Annotated in this window: 18 protein-coding genes; 9 read left to right on the forward strand and 9 right to left on the reverse strand. The window is 32.2% G+C overall.

What is annotated here, in order from left to right:
- Nucleotides 1-3 precede the first annotated feature (3 nt).
- The 6 genes from trpB to WPG_RS11080 are packed head-to-tail and all read right to left on the reverse strand — an operon-like array spanning nucleotide 4 to nucleotide 5547.
- Nucleotides 4-1185, reverse strand: a complete 1182-nt coding sequence (gene trpB / locus WPG_RS11055; RefSeq protein WP_045472518.1) for a tryptophan synthase subunit beta — start codon at nucleotides 1183-1185, stop codon at nucleotides 4-6.
- Nucleotides 1169-1804 carry a phosphoribosylanthranilate isomerase gene (locus WPG_RS11060; RefSeq protein WP_045472521.1) on the reverse strand — a complete coding sequence of 212 codons (636 nt, stop codon included), beginning with the start codon at nucleotides 1802-1804 and terminating at the stop codon, nucleotides 1169-1171. Before WPG_RS11060 ends, trpB begins: the two co-directional genes overlap by 17 nt.
- Nucleotides 1801-2586 carry an indole-3-glycerol phosphate synthase TrpC gene (trpC, locus tag WPG_RS11065; RefSeq protein WP_045472524.1) on the reverse strand — a complete coding sequence of 262 codons (786 nt, stop codon included), beginning with the start codon at nucleotides 2584-2586 and terminating at the stop codon, nucleotides 1801-1803. The genes WPG_RS11060 and trpC overlap by 4 nt, the downstream gene beginning before the upstream one ends.
- A complete protein-coding gene (trpD, locus tag WPG_RS11070) occupies nucleotides 2583-3575 on the reverse strand; it encodes an anthranilate phosphoribosyltransferase (RefSeq protein ID WP_045472527.1) in 993 nt (330 codons plus the stop codon). Before trpD ends, trpC begins: the two co-directional genes overlap by 4 nt.
- Nucleotides 3576-3578: 3 nt before the next feature.
- Nucleotides 3579-4145, reverse strand: a complete 567-nt coding sequence (locus WPG_RS11075; protein WP_045472530.1) for an anthranilate synthase component II — start codon at nucleotides 4143-4145, stop codon at nucleotides 3579-3581.
- 1 nt (nucleotide 4146) lies between these two features.
- A complete protein-coding gene (locus WPG_RS11080) occupies nucleotides 4147-5547 on the reverse strand; it encodes an anthranilate synthase component I family protein (protein ID WP_045472533.1) in 1401 nt (466 codons plus the stop codon).
- A 291-nt stretch (nucleotides 5548-5838) separates the two neighbouring features.
- Between WPG_RS11080 and WPG_RS11085 the strand changes: the two genes are divergently transcribed.
- From WPG_RS11085 to WPG_RS11105, 5 genes are all read left to right on the forward strand, one after another.
- On the forward strand, nucleotides 5839-6387 hold the full coding sequence (locus WPG_RS11085; protein ID WP_045472536.1) for a TlpA family protein disulfide reductase: 549 nt from the start codon (nucleotides 5839-5841) through the stop codon (nucleotides 6385-6387).
- A gap of 7 nt (nucleotides 6388-6394) precedes the next feature.
- On the forward strand, nucleotides 6395-7006 hold the full coding sequence (locus WPG_RS11090) for a thioredoxin family protein (RefSeq protein ID WP_045472539.1): 612 nt from the start codon (nucleotides 6395-6397) through the stop codon (nucleotides 7004-7006).
- A gap of 102 nt (nucleotides 7007-7108) precedes the next feature.
- Nucleotides 7109-7420, forward strand: coding sequence for a rhodanese-like domain-containing protein (locus WPG_RS11095; protein WP_045475503.1), 312 nt, complete (start codon nucleotides 7109-7111; stop codon nucleotides 7418-7420).
- Nucleotides 7421-7435: 15 nt separating this feature from the next.
- A complete protein-coding gene (locus tag WPG_RS11100) occupies nucleotides 7436-7846 on the forward strand; it encodes a rhodanese-like domain-containing protein (RefSeq protein ID WP_045472541.1) in 411 nt (136 codons plus the stop codon).
- Between the two features lie 138 nt (nucleotides 7847-7984).
- Complete coding sequence (locus tag WPG_RS11105; RefSeq protein ID WP_045472543.1) at nucleotides 7985-9958, forward strand: protein-disulfide reductase DsbD family protein; 1974 nt, start codon at nucleotides 7985-7987, stop codon at nucleotides 9956-9958.
- On the opposite strand, the gene WPG_RS11110 is transcribed toward WPG_RS11105, so the two are convergent.
- Nucleotides 9959-10687, reverse strand: a complete 729-nt coding sequence (locus WPG_RS11110) for a nitroreductase family protein (RefSeq protein WP_045472545.1) — start codon at nucleotides 10685-10687, stop codon at nucleotides 9959-9961.
- Nucleotides 10688-10790: 103 nt separating this feature from the next.
- Here WPG_RS11110 and WPG_RS11115 point away from each other — a divergent pair, with 103 nt between their 5' ends.
- Nucleotides 10791-11510, forward strand: coding sequence for a hypothetical protein (locus WPG_RS11115; protein ID WP_045472548.1), 720 nt, complete (start codon nucleotides 10791-10793; stop codon nucleotides 11508-11510).
- 287 nt (nucleotides 11511-11797) lie between these two features.
- Here WPG_RS11115 and WPG_RS11120 read toward each other — a convergent pair whose 3' ends face one another.
- Nucleotides 11798-13141: a sensor histidine kinase gene (locus WPG_RS11120; protein WP_045472550.1), complete on the reverse strand. Its 1344-nt coding sequence runs from the start codon at nucleotides 13139-13141 to the stop codon at nucleotides 11798-11800.
- Nucleotides 13131-14480 (reverse strand): sigma-54-dependent transcriptional regulator, encoded by a 1350-nt coding sequence (locus WPG_RS11125; RefSeq protein WP_045472553.1) that lies wholly within the window; start codon nucleotides 14478-14480, stop codon nucleotides 13131-13133. The genes WPG_RS11120 and WPG_RS11125 overlap by 11 nt, the downstream gene beginning before the upstream one ends.
- A 207-nt stretch (nucleotides 14481-14687) precedes the next feature.
- Here WPG_RS11125 and WPG_RS11130 point away from each other — a divergent pair, with 207 nt between their 5' ends.
- From WPG_RS11130 to WPG_RS11140, 3 genes are all read left to right on the forward strand, one after another.
- Nucleotides 14688-15938: an efflux RND transporter periplasmic adaptor subunit gene (locus WPG_RS11130; RefSeq protein ID WP_045472556.1), complete on the forward strand. Its 1251-nt coding sequence runs from the start codon at nucleotides 14688-14690 to the stop codon at nucleotides 15936-15938.
- Between the two features lie 27 nt (nucleotides 15939-15965).
- Entirely contained in the window at nucleotides 15966-16643 is a 678-nt protein-coding gene (locus tag WPG_RS11135) for an ABC transporter ATP-binding protein (protein ID WP_045472559.1), read from the forward strand.
- Nucleotides 16644-16777: 134 nt separating this feature from the next.
- On the forward strand, nucleotides 16778-19180 hold the full coding sequence (locus tag WPG_RS11140) for an ABC transporter permease (protein ID WP_045472562.1): 2403 nt from the start codon (nucleotides 16778-16780) through the stop codon (nucleotides 19178-19180).
- The last annotated feature ends 33 nt before the right edge of the window (nucleotides 19181-19213 follow it).

Consider the following 19213-nt stretch of genomic DNA (forward strand, 5'->3'; position numbering starts at 1 on the left):
TTTCTATAACTTAAAATAATCAATATAATTCTGTAAATCTTTATCACCACGACCCGATAAGCTAATCACAACTATATCATTTGGTTTAAATGTTTTATGTTCAAAAATTGCTAGTGCATGACTTGTTTCAATCGCTGGAATTATACCTTCTAACTGCGTAAGTTCTAATCCAGCAGTCATGGCTTCATCGTCTGTTGCAGAATAAAACTCACCACGACCAGATTTATACAAATGTGAATGTAGAGGTCCAACACCAGGATAATCTAAGCCAGCGGATATAGAATAAGGTTCGGTAATTTGTCCGTCTAGCGTTTGCATTAATAATGTTTTGCAACCATGAATTATACCCTCTTTGCCAAGTGCAGAAGTTGCAGCACTTTCACCAGAGTGAATACCTTTTCCTGCAGCTTCAACAGCAATAATACCAACATCTCTATTATTTAAAAAGTGATAATAGGTACCTGCAGCATTACTACCACCTCCAATACAAGCAACAACATAATCTGGATCTTCTTTGCCTTCTTTTTCCTTTAATTGCCATTTAATTTCCTCTGAAATAATCGATTGAAATTTGGTTACCATATCTGGGTATGGATGAGGTCCAATCGCTGAACCAATAATATAATGCGTGTCTACAGGGTTATTAATCCAATCCCTTATGGCTTCATTAGTAGCATCTTTTAATGTTCTACTACCAGATAAAGCAGGTCTAACTTCTGCTCCTAGCATTTTCATTCGGGCAACATTTGGTGCTTGTCTAGCAATATCTATTTCTCCCATGTAAACGATACATTCAATTCCCATTAGAGCACAAACCGTTGCTGTTGCAACACCATGTTGTCCAGCACCAGTTTCGGCAATAATACGGTTTTTTCCAAGGCGTTTTGCCATGAGAATTTGACCAATCGTATTATTAACTTTATGTGCTCCAGTATGGTTTAAATCTTCTCTTTTTAGGTAAACTTTTGTATTGTATTTTTCGGAAAGGCGTTTGGCAAAATAGAGTGGTGAAGGACGACCAACATAATCTTTTAATAACGCGTGAAACTCTTCTTGAAAAGAAGGTTCCGCCATTATTTTTAAATAATTTTGGCGTAACTCTTCAACATTTGGATATAGCATTTCTGGAATAAAAGCTCCACCAAATTTTCCGTAATAACCTTTTTTGTTAATGTTGTAACTCATGTTTAAACTTTTCTAATTCTTCAATATTTTTTAGACCAGACTCAATTTCAAATTTACTGTTCACGTCAATGGCATAGCAGTATTTTGAAGCATGACTTTCTTTAAACGTTTTAATTTTTTCTAGTTCGCTTAATCCAATACCACCACTCAAAAAGTAAGGTTTGGTTGATGGATAATCTTTAAGTACATCCCAATTGAATGTATATCCATTACCACCTGGTAATTTTCCTTTGGTATCAAATAAGTAGTAGCTAGCTATATCTTTGAATGGTTTTAATTGAGAAAAATCGAAGTCATCTTTTATAGAGAAGACTTTTATAATTTCAGGGTAATTGACAGCAGAATCTGTTAATACTCTCAATAGATCTTTTGTGTATTCTGGTGATTCTTTTCCATGAAGTTGAATGACATCTAAACGATAATAATTTACCTTATCTAAAACCGTCCTAATCGGTGCATCTACAAAAACACCAACTTTTTTTATCCTTTTTGGTAATTTGGGAATGACATCATCAAAATCTCTTGGGGAATTTTTATAAAATATAAAGCCAAGATAGTCTGGTTGCAACTTTGCAACTTCAGCAGTATTATATTTCATGCCGCAGACTTTTAATTTCATGATTCTAAGTTTTTAATAAATTCTGTAGCACTTTGCCCAGGATTATCAGTTTTCATGAAATTTTCACCAATTAAAAATCCTTTATAACCATAAGGTTGAAGCTCTTTAATTGCGTCTATTGAGCTAATACCACTCTCAGATACTTTTACAAAATCATTTGGTATTTGCTCACTCAATGCTTTTGAAGTTTCTAAACTCACTTCAAACGTTTTTAGATTTCTATTATTAACTCCTAACATATCTAAAGACGGCATAATAGATTTATGTAATTCAGCTTCGTTATGGACTTCTAATAAAACATCTAGATTAAGGCTATTTGCTAATTCTGAAAACTGTTTAATCTCGGCTCTAGATAATATAGCTGCAATCAACAAAATGACATCAGCTCCATAGGCTTTAGCTTCTATGATTTGATAAGGGTCAATTACAAACTCTTTTCTTAAAAGCGGAAGTGCACAACTTGCACGAACTAGTAATAAATCGTCAAGTGCTCCACCAAAATATTTACCATCAGTTAAAACAGACATGCCGCAAACGCCAGCCTCTTCATAACCGCTTGCCACGTCTTGGACATTTAAATCTTGGTTGATTACAGATTTTGAAGGAGAACGTCTTTTGTGTTCTGCAATAATACCAGATTGACTAGTGCTTAAGTTTTGCGATAGGGAGTTTGTTTGCCGATCAAATAAAACAGATTGTTCTAATTGACTTACTGGAATTAATGATTTACGTAAATCAACTTCTTTACGTTTATCTATTACTATTTTATCTAAAATGTTCATTTACTTAATTCAATAAGTTTACTTAAACTCTCTTTTGCTTTTCCGCTTTTTAGAGACTCTTTAGCTAATTTAAAGCCTTCTATATGTGAAATTTGTTTAGAAGTTGCTATAGCCAAACCTGCATTTGCACATACTACATTGTTTTGAGCATCAGTTCCTTCCCCATCTATAATTTTAGTAAAAAGCCTAGCGGCTTGTTTTACAGTATTACCTCCAAATATTTCTTTTTGTTCTACTTTATTTACGCCTAATTCTTTAGGGCTGAATAAAGTTTCGGAATTATTAGACATCACTTTAGTTTTTCCAGTTAATGAAATCTCATCATAGCCATCTAAAGCATGTACTACAGCATAATTTTTATCCGTTTCTTGATATAAATAACCATAGAGTCTCAATAATTCGAGATTAAAAACTCCGACCATTTGATTTTTTGGAAATACTGGATTTACCATTGGTCCTAGCATATTGAAAAAGGTCTTCACTCCTAATTCCTTGCGGATTGGTGCTACATTTTTCATTGCTGGATGAAAGAGTGGCGCATGTAAAACACAAATACTTGCTTCGTCTATACTACGCTTTAAAAAATCAATATCGTTAGTGAATTTTATACCTAAATGTTCCATAACGTTAGATGATCCACAAGCTGAAGACACGCCATAATTACCATGTTTGGATACATTAACACCTGCACCAGCCGTTACAAAAGATGATAAGGTTGAAATATTAAAGGTGTCTTTGCCATCTCCACCTGTACCACACAAGTCAATCGTATTATAACCGTCTAAGTCTACGGGAATACATAGTTCTAAAAGCGCATCTCTAAATCCTCTAAGTTCTTCTAAGGTGATACTACGCATCATATAAACGGTAAGAAAAGCTGCAATCTGGCTTTGATTGTATTTTCCTTCTGATATATTAACCAGTGCATTCTTAGCTTCTTCGCTTGAGATACTTTCTTGGTTTATTAGTCTGTTTAAAAGTGCTTTCATGTATTAAGAATTAACCCAGTTTTTAAGAATAGTTTTACCATTAGGAGTTAGTACGGATTCAGGATGATATTGTACTCCTTTAACATCATAAATTCTATGTCTTAAGGACATAATCTGTCCATTCTCATCAAATGACGTAGCTTCTAGGCTGTCAGGCAAATTGGTGTCTACAACCCAAGAATGATATCGACCAACTTCAAAAGTTTTGTCAAGACCTTTGAATAAAGTTTCATCATCAACAGATAGTGTAATATTTGTAGCAACACCGTGATAAACGCTGTCTAGATTTTCTAATGTACCACCAAAAACCTCACCTATGGCTTGCTGTCCTAAACAGACACCTAATATGCTTTTTATCGGTGCGTACTCGGTAATAATTTCCTTAAGTAAACCAGCTTCGTCTGGTATACCAGGACCAGGTGATAAAACAATTTTATCAAATGCATCGACTTCTTCAATGGTTAGCTTATCATTTCGTTTTACTGTGACATCACAATCTAAGTCTTCTAAATAGTGGACTAAGTTGTATGTAAAACTGTCGTAATTATCAATTACTAATACCTTTTTCATATCATATATCTTTTGCTTGCTCTATTGCATTAGTTAATGCTCCAAGCTTATTGTAAACTTCTTGTAGCTCACTTTCTGGATCAGATTTAGCTACTAATCCTGCGCCAGCTTGCCAGAATAGTTTATGATTTTTACTTAAAAAGGTTCTAATCATTATAGCATGATTAAAATTGCCTTCAAAATCCATAAATCCTATAGCACCTCCATAATAACTTCTACTTGTTTTTTCGTATTTCTCTATCAGTTGCATTGCCATATGTTTTGGCGCACCACTTAGTGTGCCAGCAGGAAATGTATCTGCAACAATTTGCATTGTATCTGTGTCTTTATGCTTAGTGCCTATAACTTTACTTACTAAATGAATCACATGAGAAAAGAATTGAACTTCTCTATAATTTTCTACTGTAACATTGCTTCCATGTCTGCTTAAGTCATTACGCGCTAAATCTACAAGCATTACGTGCTCACTATTTTCTTTATCATCTTTGATGAGTTGTTCTGCTAACTCAGCATCTTTTAAATCGTTTCCACTTCTTTTAAAAGTACCAGCTATAGGATGAATTTCGGCTTTACCATCACTAACAACCAATTGCGCTTCTGGTGAGCTTCCGAAAATTTTAAAACTTCCATAGTCAAAATAGAATAGGTAAGGAGATGGATTGATACTTCGTAAAGCTCTGTAAACATTAAACTCATCACCACTAAAATTTTGAGAGAATTGTTTAGATAATACTAACTGAAAAACATCACCTCTGGCACAGTGTTTTTTTGCAAGTTCAACATGCTTTTTGTATTCATCATCACTGAGGTTTGATTGAATATCACCTTTAGTATCAAAATCGTAAGAGGCATATTGCCTTGTTTGAATCAGCTGAAGGATTTCGTCAATATTATTTTCCGTATCAAAACAGTGCGCAAAAATATAAGCTTCATTTTTAAAGTGATTGATAGCAATGATATTCTGATAAACCGCATAATAAATCTCTGGAATTTCTACTGAATTCTCTTTTTTTGAAACCTCAATATCTTCAAAATATTTTACAGCATCATAGGTTGTGTAACCAAAGATTCCGTTATTAATGAATTTAAAATCCTCATTAGAATCTACTTTAAAGCGTTGAGTGAATTTGTGAATTTCATCAACAACTCCCACTGTATCTACAAAATTGTTTTTAGAGCTACCATCTGGATATGTCTGAGAAATGATATTTTCATTTACTTGTATTGAAGCAATTGGATTACAACATATATATGAAAAACTATTATCATTTGCATGGTAATCGCTACTCTCTAATAAGATACCATTAGGAAACTTATCTCTAATTTTAAGATAAATGCTCACAGGTGTAATAGTATCTGCAAGGATTTTTTTATAATGTGTGTATAGACTAAATGTTTTCATCAATTTTAAATTAAAAAAGGCTTGTCGTGAATGACAAGCCTTTTTCTATATTTTAAATACCAAGGATTATTTCACGAACATAAGTTTGAGAAATTCCACCACCAAGTATGATTTGTTTTTGTTTTCATTTGAATGTCAAATATAGAAATGAAATTTTTGATTTCAAACTATAATAATGAAAAAGATTGACGTATTTGAAATATTTATGAAGTTGACAATTTTATGACATGTTTTGCATTAATTTTTTGTTAATTATAGGCAAATCAATAAACAGATTAATAACTTTATGGCATGAAGCAAATACTACTTTTGTGTTTATTGATAATTATGTCTTGTGAAAATGAAGTTACTGATGTTGCAGTATCTCAGTCCAATGTAACAATTGAGGAGAAAAAAGAGGTTGCTATAGATGTTTCAGACATAAATTTTGAAGTCTATGACTATGATGGATTAGAGCCATTAATAAACAAAAAGGGTGATAAAGTTTTTGTAGTAAATTTTTGGGCAACATGGTGTGCACCTTGTGTAAAAGAATTGCCTTATTTTGAAAACATAAATAAAACTTACAAAGATAAAAACGTCGAAGTACTATTAGTAAGTTTAGATTTTCCAAGATATTATGATACTAAGTTGAAACCATTTATAAAAAAACACGATTTAAAATCTGAGGTTGTAGCTTTTGATGATACGGATCAAAATAGATGGATTCCAGCAATTAATGAAGATTGGTCTGGAGCTTTACCAGCTACAATAATATATTGCGGAAATAAAAGGCAATTTTACGAAAGATCATTTACACAAGAAGAATTAGAAACTGAATTAAAACAATTTTTAAAATAGATTTAATATGAAAACTTTAAAATTACTCGCAGTTATGGTGTTAGTATGTACACTTTCTGCTTTTACTATAACTACAGAAGATAAAGGTTATGAGGTAGGTGATATAGCTACAGATTTTAGCCTAGAAAATATTGACGGAAATATGGTTTCTTTATCAGATTATAAAGATGCAAAAGGCTTTATTGTCATTTTTACATGTAATACTTGCCCATATGCAGTTGCTTATGAAGATAGAGTAGAAGTGCTTAACAAAAAGTATGCAGCTAAAGGATATCCAGTAATTGCTATAATGCCAAATAATACTAATGTTAAACCTGGTGATAATATGGAAGCGATGAAAGCCAGAGCTAAAGCAAAAGGATTTACTTTTCCTTACCTAATGGATAAAGGTCAAGAAGTTTATCCTCAATATGGTGCTACAAAAACACCACATGTTTATATTTTAGAAAAAACTGAAAAGGGTAATAAAGTACAATACATTGGTGCAATTGATGATAATTATAAAGATGCTAGTCTAGTAAAAGAGAAATACGCTGAAAATGCTCTAAATGCATTAATAGAAGGTAGAGACGTTGAAGTAAATAAAACAAGAGCAATAGGATGTTCTATTAAGGTTTAAATTACCTAAATGTTAAATATTGAATCCGGAGTGTAACACTTCGGATTTTTTTTCGTCTATATCATAAGGAAATGTTAATTTTGTGGAAGCAAAATGGTAATTATGGCGGATTTATCGCAGAAAGATTGGACAAAACAGTTAGAAGAAGACAATAATTCTATTGTTTTAGATGTTAGAACACAAGATGAAGTTGAAGAGGGAGTGATTCCTAATTCAATTCATATTGACATTTACAGAGGACAAGGTTTTATTGATGACATTGAAAAATTAGATAAAACCAAGAACTATTACGTGTATTGCAGATCTGGCAACCGAAGTGGGCAAGCCTGTGCAATAATGAACCAATTAGGTTTTGATAGCGCCTTTAATTTAGAAGGTGGCTTTAATGAGTGGGAAGGTGAAGTTTCCCATTAGAGAATAGTAAAAATTATGAAAAATTTATTGAGAGTTGTTTTCCTTTTTATGGCTTTGAGCTTATTTTCAAGTTGTATCGATAATAAAATAGATAACGCTGAAGTGAAATTAGTCACTGCTGAAGAAATGCAATCTATTTTAGAGTTAGAAGATGTACAGTTGGTTGATATACGCTCACCAAAAGAACATGACGAAATACGTATAGCCAATTCTCAGAACATAGATTTTTCATCACCAACCTTTGAAGAAGATATATCTAAATTGGATAAAGCTAAACCAGTTATCCTTTATTGTAAAGGTGGTGGAAGAAGTGCTAAATGTGCACAAAAACTTAAGAGCGCTGGATTTGAAAAAATCTATGATTTAGAAGGAGGTATTTCAAAATGGAAACATTCCGATAAAATAAAGATTGAAGTCAAATCTTAAAACACAAATACCGAGTTTAGTACTCGGTTTTTTTATGCCAAAAGCTAGCCTTAGTTTCTTAAGGTTTTTATAACTTACACGACTTTAAAACTGTAATTCAACCACATCGCTTACATTTGTGGTTTAAGGCTTTATTTTATGATATTTAAAAGAGTATTTCTTTATTGCTTTTTAGCACTTAGTTTTTTGTTTAATACACACTCACAAGAGTTAGAACCTGTTAAATGGGATTCTAAAGTTGTAAAGATATCGGACACAGAATATGAATTGATTTTTACTGCAAATATTGAAGAGGGTTGGTATATGTATTCTCAAATAGAATCAGAGGGTATTGGTCCATTACCTATTTATTTTGAGTATAAAGAACAAGAAGAAAATTATAAATTAATTGGTAAAACAACAGAGCCAGATGTAAAACCTAAGTTTGATAAGGTTTTTGAAATGGATGTGAAAAAGTTTGATAAAAGAGCGCAGTTTAAACAACGTATATCTATTATAAATTCAAGCTATAATATTATAGAAGCAAGTGTGAACTTCCAAGTGTGTGATGACGCTAAGTGTATAATGCAGGACAAAACATTCAACCTTTCTCTCGATGGGTCAGTAGTAGAAAAAAAGGAGATTATTATTGATGAAGTTAGTAAGAAACTCTCTGAAGAGCTGAATTTAAATGTTACTGGTTGGGATAAATATGAAAAACAAACTATAGAAGAACAGAGTAATTTCTCCATATTTTTGTTAGGTTTTCTAGGCGGTTTAATTGCATTATTGACGCCTTGTGTATTTCCCATGATACCTTTAACAGTATCATTTTTTACCAAGAGTGCTAGCGACTCTAAAAAGGGTTTATTTAATTCTATTTTGTATGGCTTTTTTATCTTCTTAATTTATGTATTGTTAAGTATTCCTTTCCATCTTTTAGATTCATTAGATCCAGGAATTTTAAATAACATATCTACAAACGTTACCTTAAATATTATATTCTTTATCATTTTTATAGCCTTTGCATTTTCGTTTTTCGGTTATTTTGAATTAACCTTACCACAATCTTGGAGTGCTGCAATGGATAGTAAAGCAAACAAAATTGGTGGGTTTATAGGTATTTTCTTTATGGCTTTAACCTTAGCAATTGTTTCATTCTCTTGTACAGGTCCAATATTAGGAACACTATTAGGAAGCTCATTAACTGCAGATGGAGGTGCAATGCAACTCACTATGGGAATGAGTGGTTTTGGTTTGGCTTTGGCATTACCATTTACCTTATTTGCAATGTTTCCAAAATGGTTAAATTCATTACCAAAGTCTGGTGGATGGTTAAATACTGTAAAAGTTGTATTAGGTTTTATAGAACTAGCTCTAGCGCTTAAGTTCTTGTCTAATGCAGATTTAGTTGAGCATTGGGGACTTTTAAAGCGTGAAGTTTTTATAGCTCTATGGATTATTATAGGAATTGGATTGGCATTGTATTTATTTGGAAAAATTAAGTTTCCGCATGATAGTCCACTTCAAAAGTTAAGTAAAGGAAGAATTACTTCGGGTATTTTCGTAATAGCTTTTATTATATATTTAATTCCTGGAGTTACTAATACCAAATATGCTAACTTAAAATTGTTGAGTGGTTTTCCACCACCAATGTTTTATAGTTTATATGACAAAGCATCTGAATGTCCTTTAGATTTAAATTGTTCAAAAGATTTAGAAGAGGGTATTGCAATGGCAAAACTTGAGAATAAGCCTATTTTACTAGATTTTACAGGTTGGGCTTGTGTTAATTGTAGAAAGATGGAAGAACAAGTTTGGAGCACGTCTGAGGTTTATGATATGTTGCAAGAGAAGTACATTATTATTTCCTTGTATGTAGATGATAAAAAGGAGTTGCCAGAAGCAGAGCGATTTCAGTATTTGAGATCAAATGGCACTGTAAAAGATATTGAGACTATAGGTGATAAATGGGGAACACTTCAAACTATAAACTTTCAAAATAATTCTCAACCTTATTATGTAATAGTCGATCATGATATGGAGTTGTTGAATGTAACAAATGCCTACGAACCAAATGCTGAAGCGTATTTAGAATGGCTTAAAACTGGTTTAGAAAATTTTAAAAAATAACTATACTTCAAAATAGACATCTTCAAAAGGAACTCTAAAACGAGGACCGTAGATACCTTTTTGATCTCTGATACCACAACCAATAACCATATTAATTTCTGCGCCTCTAGGGAGTTTTAAAATCTGTTTTACTCTAAGTGTATCACTACCTTCCATAGGGCAAGTATCATAGCCTATGCCTGCCATGCTTGTCATAAAGTTTTGTGCTGCTAAACCAGCACTTTTATGAGCAACAATGCGCATATCACTCAATCTTGTTTGTCTATAAATTGGTTTAAAAATACCAACGATTTGAAATACAAAGAATTTGATATATCCAAGAATACCTAAGAAATCTGTATAAATTGTAGGAATTAATTTTTTGTAATAGCTAGTCGCCATCTTTTTGCGTTTTAATTCACGTTCACTTAAATCAGGTTTGTTATATACTTTATTAAGAAAATCAATATTTGCTTTCGCTCGTTTTCTCCAAAGGTCTTTTCTAGTAACTACAACTATTAATTGCTGAGATGTTTTTGCAGCACTTTGGTTAAAACAGGCTTTTGCTAAACTTTTTAATTTATTTTTATCAGTAACATGATAAAACTCCCAAAGCTGTAGATTGCTACTTGTTGGTGCTAAAGATGCATTAACTAAGCATTGTTTTACTTTATTTGAGTCGATAGGATCATCCTTATAAATTCTTGTAGAACGTCTATAAGCTATTGCTTCCGAAACTGTTTTTTCCATTATTAATTTTTATGATTTAACTGCTAGGAAAATAAATATAATTAAAACTACCCAAGTTGTGTAGTATGTAGTATTTGTTTTAATACTATATTACTGCTTTGTTATGAAAAATAAAATAATAGATCATATAAATATTTGGCTACTCATTATATCATTTTTGGTTGCTATTTATTTACCTTTTGAATTATTTTTATTTTCCTATGCCTTTTTAGGTCCACTACATTACCTTACTGAAATTAACTGGTTGGACGACAAAAAGTTCTTTCTAAATTCTAAATATAAAGTTTACAAGGCATTCTTAGTATTTGCTATAATTATAGCTGTATTTCCTTTATTAAAATATTTAGAGTCTATTGAGTTATTTAAATATTGGTTAGATTCGTTAGGACCAAATAGAAATTCTATTCTTTTGTTATCTGGATTCATATTTTCGGTATCTCTTATATTCCTAAAAAAGATTAAGCATATACTTTTGGTCCTTCTTTTAAGTATTATATTTTCTGTGGTTTGTACATTTTATATACCTAAAGTGGCTATCATTATTGGTGTTTTTCTACCAACACTTGTACATGTCTATATTTTTACACTGCTTTTTATGATTTATGGGCAATTAAAGAACAGAACTAGACCAGGTTTGATAAGTGTTCTATTACTTATTCTAGTTCCTATTATTATAATTTTTTTAGACGTAAAGCCATCGGCTTATGTAGTTTCGGACTACACAAAAACATCTTATATTGATAGTGGTTTTATACCTTTAAATATCTCTATAGCTGATTTGTTAGGTGTTGATAATAAAGCCTTTTTTTATTTTCTTCGTTAGGTGTTAAGATTCAAATATTTATAGCTTTTGCTTATACTTACCATTATCTTAATTGGTTTTCTAAAACTTCTATTATAGGATGGAAATCTAGCTTAACCAACAAGCGAACTAAATATATCATAGTGCTTTGGTTGTTGTCAGTAGGATTGTATTTGTATGATTATACAACTGGTATAATTGCTTTGTTCTTTTTAAGCCTTTTACATGTTGTTTTAGAATTTCCACTTAACATAACTACTGTAAAAGAATTAGTAAGAGCTGTATTAAGGGCGTTAAGTTTAGAAAAATTAAAACACTAAACTAAAAACAGAGCCCTCTCCTTCTATACTCTTTACAATTATCCGTCCTTTATGCAGTAACATAATCTGTTTACATAAGCTTAAACCGATACCACTTCCAGTAGCTTTGCTAGTAAAAAATGGCACGAATATATTCTCAACAATATCTTGAGGGATTCCTGAACCATTATCAAAAACTTTAATCACGATGTCTCTATTAGGATTTTGAGATGCTAGTATTTTGATTTCTGCATTATCTTGATTCTTACAAGCATCAACAGCGTTCAATAAAAGATTAATCAATACTTGTTCAATAAGATGGGTATCTATATCTAACTCTAATTTTGGGCCTGAAATCTTAAATTCTATGTCAATGTTTTTAGCTTTTATAGAAGGTTCCATGAGTCGCTGGATATTATTAAATAATTCAGAAACTTTAACCCGTTGTAAATTAAGATTAGTCACTTTACTTAAACTACGGTAGGTTTTAGCAAATTTTAAAAGTCCTTCACTTCTGTTTTTAATGGTTTTTATTCCAGAGTTAAGATCTTCTAATTCTAAATGAGATTCTTCTGGTTGTTCAATAGCAACTTGTATGTTTTTTTGAAGTGTATCTGCCAAGGATGAAATAGGTGTAATAGAATTCATAATCTCGTGTGTCATTACACTTAATAATTTCTTCCAAGATTCGGACTCATTTTTATTTAAAGTATTATCAATATCCTGAATAACTATTAATTTAAAAGCGTCTTCATCTACCTGAAAAATCGTATCAGAGATTAAAATTTTAATACTTTCATTTTGTAAGGCTATAGAAATTGAATTGGGTTCTCTATGATAGGTTTCAAAAACGGTATTATATAATTCGGTTTTTCTATTCTCTACAAACCGTATATTTTTAAATGATGGTACATCTAATATTTCACCAAAAGAATCGTTGCTCCAAAGCACATCACCAGATTCAAGATTATAGGCTATGATACCTATATCTACCATTTCTAAAATCTTCTGTAGATAAACATACTGTGCTTCATTTTGAGAGTTAATTTCTTTAATTGTTCTATTGATTTCGTTAAACCCTGTATATAAAAATCGAATATCTTTTGGACCTCGATCTTCTGGAAACCATCTTGAAAAATCACGGTATTTCACAGCTTCAAAAAAATCATCCATAGCGACGAAGCGACGTTTTATAAAACCATATGTATTAATTAATAAGTAAATTAGGCCCATACTTATAATTACTGTATTAGCAGTATTATCTACATAAATTGTGTAAACTAAACCTAGTATTGTACTAACGATAAGTAGAATTCTAAAAAAGAGTCTAAAGATGTAAGCGCTAAAGTTCATATTTTTCTAGTCGTCTATATAATGCAGCTCTTGTAATTCCTAATTCTTTAGCAGATTTAGAAACATTTCCTTTGTTCTTTTCTAATACGGTAAGAATGGTGTTTTTTTCTATATCATCTAAATTTGTTGTAGTAGAAACACTATCTGAAGTTGTAGACCTTTCAATAGAAGAGAACACTAAATCTTCTGGCTCTAAAATACTTCCATCCGTCATAATAACTGCACGTTCTAGGACGTACTGAAGTTCTCTAACGTTACCTGGAAAGTCGTGCTTTTTTAATTTTGAAATAAATCCAGTATCAAAGCTGAAAGAATTCTTGTTATATTTTTCAGCATATAATGATACAAAATGGCGAGATAATTCGGTGATATCTGTGCCACGATCTCTTAGTGGCGGTACAATAAGATCAACCGTATTAATTCTATAGATTAAATCTTTCCTAAATTTCTTTTCATCAGCTAGTACTTTTGGATCAATGTTAGTTGCACAGATTAATCGAATATCAATAGGGATTGATTCGTTAGAACCTAGGGGTGTCACTTGTCTATTCTGTAGAACAGTCAATAACCTTACTTGTTGACCTAAACTAATATTACCAATTTCATCTAAAAATAAGGTTCCTCCATTAGCAGCTTCAAATCGCCCTTTACGATCTTCTCTGGCATCAGTGAACGCTCCTTTTTTATAACCAAATAATTCGCTTTCAAAAAGTGAAGATGTAAGAGCGCCTACATCAACTTTTATAAAAGGTTTATTTCTTCTGTTAGAATTATCATGTAGTGCTCTCGCAATTAAATCTTTTCCTGTTCCGTTTTCACCAAGGACTAGGACATTAGCATCCGTTGGTGCTACTTTCTTTAATTTAACGAAGAGATCATTCATTATATCACTATCACCAATAATTTCAATACTGTTAGAATTGAGATGCTCTTTTTTAGAACTATTAGATTTTTTAGTGCTTAGAATGGTAGTAATGGTTTCTACAATTTTTTCATTCTTCCATGGCTTCATTAAAAAGTCTGAAGCACCTTCTTTTAGTCCTCGTATCGCCAAATCTATATCAGCATAAGCGGTCATTAAAATAACGGAGGTTTCGGGTTTTTGCTTTCTGATTTTATTTAGCCAAAAAATACCTTCATTACCAGTATTCACTAGCCCATTAAAGTTCATGTCTAAAATGATGATGTCATAATTTGTATGTTTTATTTGTGCCGAAATATTACTAGGATTTTTCTCAGTTACAACTTCTTTTACAAGTGGTTTAAGGAGGAGTCGTAATGCAGTGAGCACATCAACATCGTCATCAATTACTAATATTGTAGCGTTTTTTATTACCATCAATACAATATTACGATTTTATATTAAGCTATTTTAAATTCAAAAACTAAAAATTTTGAGGTAATAAATAGTGTACATTTTCGGACATAAAGTGTATCAAAACCGAACACTTATATTTTTGAATAAAATTATAAACACCTGATTTAAAGTTGTTTAAATATTTGGCATCATCTTCACTATATAATATGTATAAATAAAAAATCAACAATGGACGTTCCAATTCAAAAGAAAAAATTCTCAAACCAAAAGTTAGGCCTTGTACTAGGTGTACTTGTAATCCTTGCGTTGATTGTTTATGTTATTATGCAAACTTCTGGTGGTTCAAAATTGAATGTTGAAAAAGAACGTATTTCAATTCATACGGTAAGTAATGATGTGTTTCAAGAGAATATTCCTGTTAACGGAATTGTATTGCCAATTACAACAATTTATTTAGATGCTTTAGAAGGTGGTCGTGTAGAAGAAAAGTTTGTTGAAGATGGAGCAATAATGAAGAAAGGAGAACCAATTTTACGTTTATCAAATACAGATTTAGAGTTAAGTTTAGTGAATCAAGAGACGTCAGTTTACAATTTACTAACCCAAATGCAGATTTCTCAGAATGCAGCACGACAGAATACTATAAATAGACAAAACCAATTTACAGATGTAGAGAATAATTTGATTGAAGCAGAACGAGTCTATACTTTAAACAAGCGTTTGTATGATAAAGGTGCGATTGGAAGAATGGATTACGAGTCATCTGAAAATAATTTTGAGTATCAAAAAGAACGCATGAAATTAGCTAAGCAGGTTTTATCTGAAGATTCTGTGTCTTCAAAATTAGAAGTAAATCAAGCAAAAAATTCATATGCAAGAACTCAGAGCGCTTTAGAGTTGATGCGAAAAAAAGTAGGTGATCTAGTAGTACGTGCACCTATTGATGGTCAGTTGACTTCTTTGGATGCAGAAATTGGTCAGTCAATTAATAAAGGGACGCGATTAGGACAGGTTGATGTAACAAGTGCTTATAAAGTTAGAGTTGATATAGATGAGCATTATATTTCTAGAATCTATAATGGCCAAACAGGAACATTTACGCTTAATAATAAAACCTACACATTGGCAATAAAGAAAGTATTTACACAAGTGACTAATGGCCGTTTTCAAGTAGATATGAAGTTTGAAGGTGATGTGCCAGAAGGCATCAGAAGAGGGCAAAATTTGCAAATTCGTGTGGCGTTAAGTGCCGAAAAAGAAGCATTGTTAGTTGCTAAAGGCGGATTCTTTCAAAAAACAGGAGGTAACTGGATTTTTAAAGTAAGCGAAGATGGAAACACGGCTTATAAAGTGAATATTAGATTAGGAAGTCAAAACACTGAATATTACGAAGTGATTGAAGGGTTAAATCCAGGGGATAAGGTAGTAACATCGAGTTACGATTCTTTTGGAGATGTTGAAGAACTAATTTTAAAATAAAATACAATCAATAAAAAATCGAATACGATGATACAAATTACAGACTTAGAGAAATTTTACAAGACTGAAGAAGTCCAAACCATCGCACTTAACAAGTTATCCTTTGGAGTTAAAGAAGGAGAGTTTGTGGCTATAATGGGACCTTCTGGTTGTGGTAAATCAACATTATTAAACATACTAGGTTTACTAGATGATCCAGATGGAGGAAGTTTTGTTTTTAACGGAACAGAAGTAGCAGGTTATAATGAACGTAAGCGTTCAGAATTACGAAAACATAATATTGGTTTCGTTTTTCAAAGCTTTAATCTTATCGATGAGTTAACTGTTTTTGAAAATGTAGAATTGCCATTAATTTATACAGGTGTAAAACCAGCTGAGCGTAAGAAGCAAGTTGAAGCAGTTTTAGAAAAAATGCAAATAATGCATCGTCGTAATCACTTTCCGCAGCAATTATCTGGTGGTCAACAGCAACGTGTTGCTGTAGCACGTGCAGTAGTAAACAAACCAAAATTAATTCTTGCAGATGAACCAACAGGTAACTTAGATAGTACAAATGGTAATGATGTTATGGATCTGTTAATTGACCTTAATGAAGCAGGAACAACAATTATCATGGTAACACATAGTGAACACGATGCTAAATACAGCCACAGAATAATAAGAATGTTAGATGGTCAGAAAGTCACCGAAAACATTTTAGGATAAATCGACTTTCATCAATCAAATCAATCTGGCGGAACGCACTTCAGTATAAGATCAATCAACCAAAAAAACCAATCAATTGTACTGAAGTGTTGAAGCTAAATCAATCAAAAAACGAACAGTAATTTTCAGAAACTATGCTCAAAAACTATTTCAAAATAGCGTTAAGAAACTTATTGAAAAATAAGGTGTACTCATTTATAAATATTTTTGGTTTAGCCATTGGTATGGCTGTTGCCATTATTATTGGATTATGGATCAACGACGAGTTAAGTCATAACGATTACTTTAACAATAAGGCAAAAATGGCTCAAATGTTTCAAAGCCAAACTTTCAATGGTAATACTGGTTCTGGGCCAGCAATACCAAGACCTTTAGAGTTTGAGCTTCGTCAAAACTACGCGGATTATTTTAAGCACATAGTTATGTCCTCTTGGAATAATTCAGTGTATTTAAAAGTTGGAGAAAAAAGCTTATCACGGACAGGAAATTTTATGCAAGAAGATGGACCAGCTCTGTTGGATTTAAAAATGCTTAAGGGAGAGCATAACGCATTAAAAGAGGTTAATTCTATCATGTTATCTGAATCTTTGGCAAAAGATTTATTTGGAGATGATGACCCAATCGGTAAAGCTGTTGTCGTAAATAATGAAGGTAATTTAATGGTTACAGCGGTGTATGAAGATATACCCGAGAACACTTCTTTTACTGATTTACAATATATAGGAAATTGGGAGATGATGGTTCAAACCTATGAATGGATGCGAAATGCAAAAGATTCTTGGGGAAACAATTCTTTTCAATTATTTCTTCAAATTCATGAAAACACAACGATAGAGGCAGTATCTACTGTAATTAAAGATGCTAAGAAGAAAGTTGCTGGGGAAGATATTGAGAAATTCAATCCGCAGTTAATGTTGTTACCAATGAAAGATTGGCATTTAAGAAGCAATTTTGAGAATGGTGTACAGACTGGTGGACGTATAGATAATGTATGGATGTTTGGTATTATTGGAGTATTTGTATTGCTTTTAGCTTGTATCAATTTTATCAATTTAAGTACCGCACGTTCAGAAAAAAGAGCGACAGAAGTTGGTATTAGAAAATCGATTGGGTCTAACCGTAGACAGTTGATTATCCAATTTTTAAGTGAATCGTTTTTAGTCGTTTTATTCGCTTTCGTATTGGCCATAGGTATTGTATTATTATTTTTAAATGGCTTTAATGATTTGGCGAGTAAGGTTATTGTTTTTCCATGGACTAGTCTAAGTTTTTGGTCAGTATCATTACTGTTTATAGCATTTACAGCACTCATTTCGGGTAGTTATCCAGCATTATACTTGTCATCTTTTAACCCAGTTACTGTATTAAAAGGAACTTTTAAAGCAGGACGTTATTCAGCTCTACCACGTAAAGTTTTAGTAGTAATGCAGTTTACTTTTTCGGTAGCATTAATTATCGGAACGCTAGTAGTAATGAACCAAATTCAATACAGTAAAGATCGACCTATAGGCTATAATAAAAATGGCTTGGTGCAACTTCCTGTGATGAGCCCAGAGTTTGAAGGGAAAGCGGATATAATAAGAAACCAGTTTTTAGAATCTGGTGCTATTACTAATATGTCAACCTCTAGTAGTCCAACAACACAAGTTTGGTCTAATAGAAGTGGTTATACATGGGATGGTAAAACAGAAGGATTTCAAGAAGATTTAGCATACACCTCAGTATCATATGAGTTTGCAGAAACCATGGATGTAGAGTTGATTGAAGGTCGTGGATTTTCAAGAGAGTTTGCAACCGACAGTAATGCTGTTATTCTCAATGAGAAAGCTGTAAAATATATGGGTTTAATAAATCCTATAGGAAAGCTTATCAAAGATTCAGATACTGAAGACCCTTCACCACCATTAAAGGTCGTAGGTGTTATTAAAGATATGATTGTTCAATCAGCTTACGAGCCTGTTAAACAAGCAATGTATGTTTTCGACAGACATGAAAATGCTAGCTATTATAATTTGCGATTAAACCCTAATAAGAGCGTGAGTGAAAGCTTAGCCTTAATAGAAAAAGTATTTAAAAATAACTTTCCAAGTATTCCTTTTGATTACCAGTTTGTAGATAAGGAATATGGGAAAAAATTTGAAGCCCAAGAACGCGTGGCAAGTTTGGCAAAGGTCTTCACTATTTTGGCAATCCTTATAAGTTGCCTTGGGTTATTTGGCTTGGCATCATTTGTTGCTGAACAACGCACCAAAGAAATAGGGGTTAGAAAAGTTTTAGGAGCATCCATAAGTCAACTATGGTTGCTACTTTCAAAGGATTTCATCACACTTGTGATAATTGCACTTTTAGTGGCATCGCCATTAGCATATTATGTTATGGGAGAATGGTTGCAAAAATTTAGTTACCGAACTACAGTGGGTTGGGATGTATTTGCAATTGCCTGTGTTGGCGCGTTAATAATCACATTGATAACAGTAAGTTTTCAGGCGATTAAAGCAGCAACAGCTAATCCAGTAAAATCATTGCGTACGGAATAAATCAATCAAAGTCAATCAAAAACAAATAATAAA

The sequence above is a fragment of the Winogradskyella sp. PG-2 genome (assembly GCF_000828715.1).
Lineage (GTDB): Bacteria > Bacteroidota > Bacteroidia > Flavobacteriales > Flavobacteriaceae > Winogradskyella.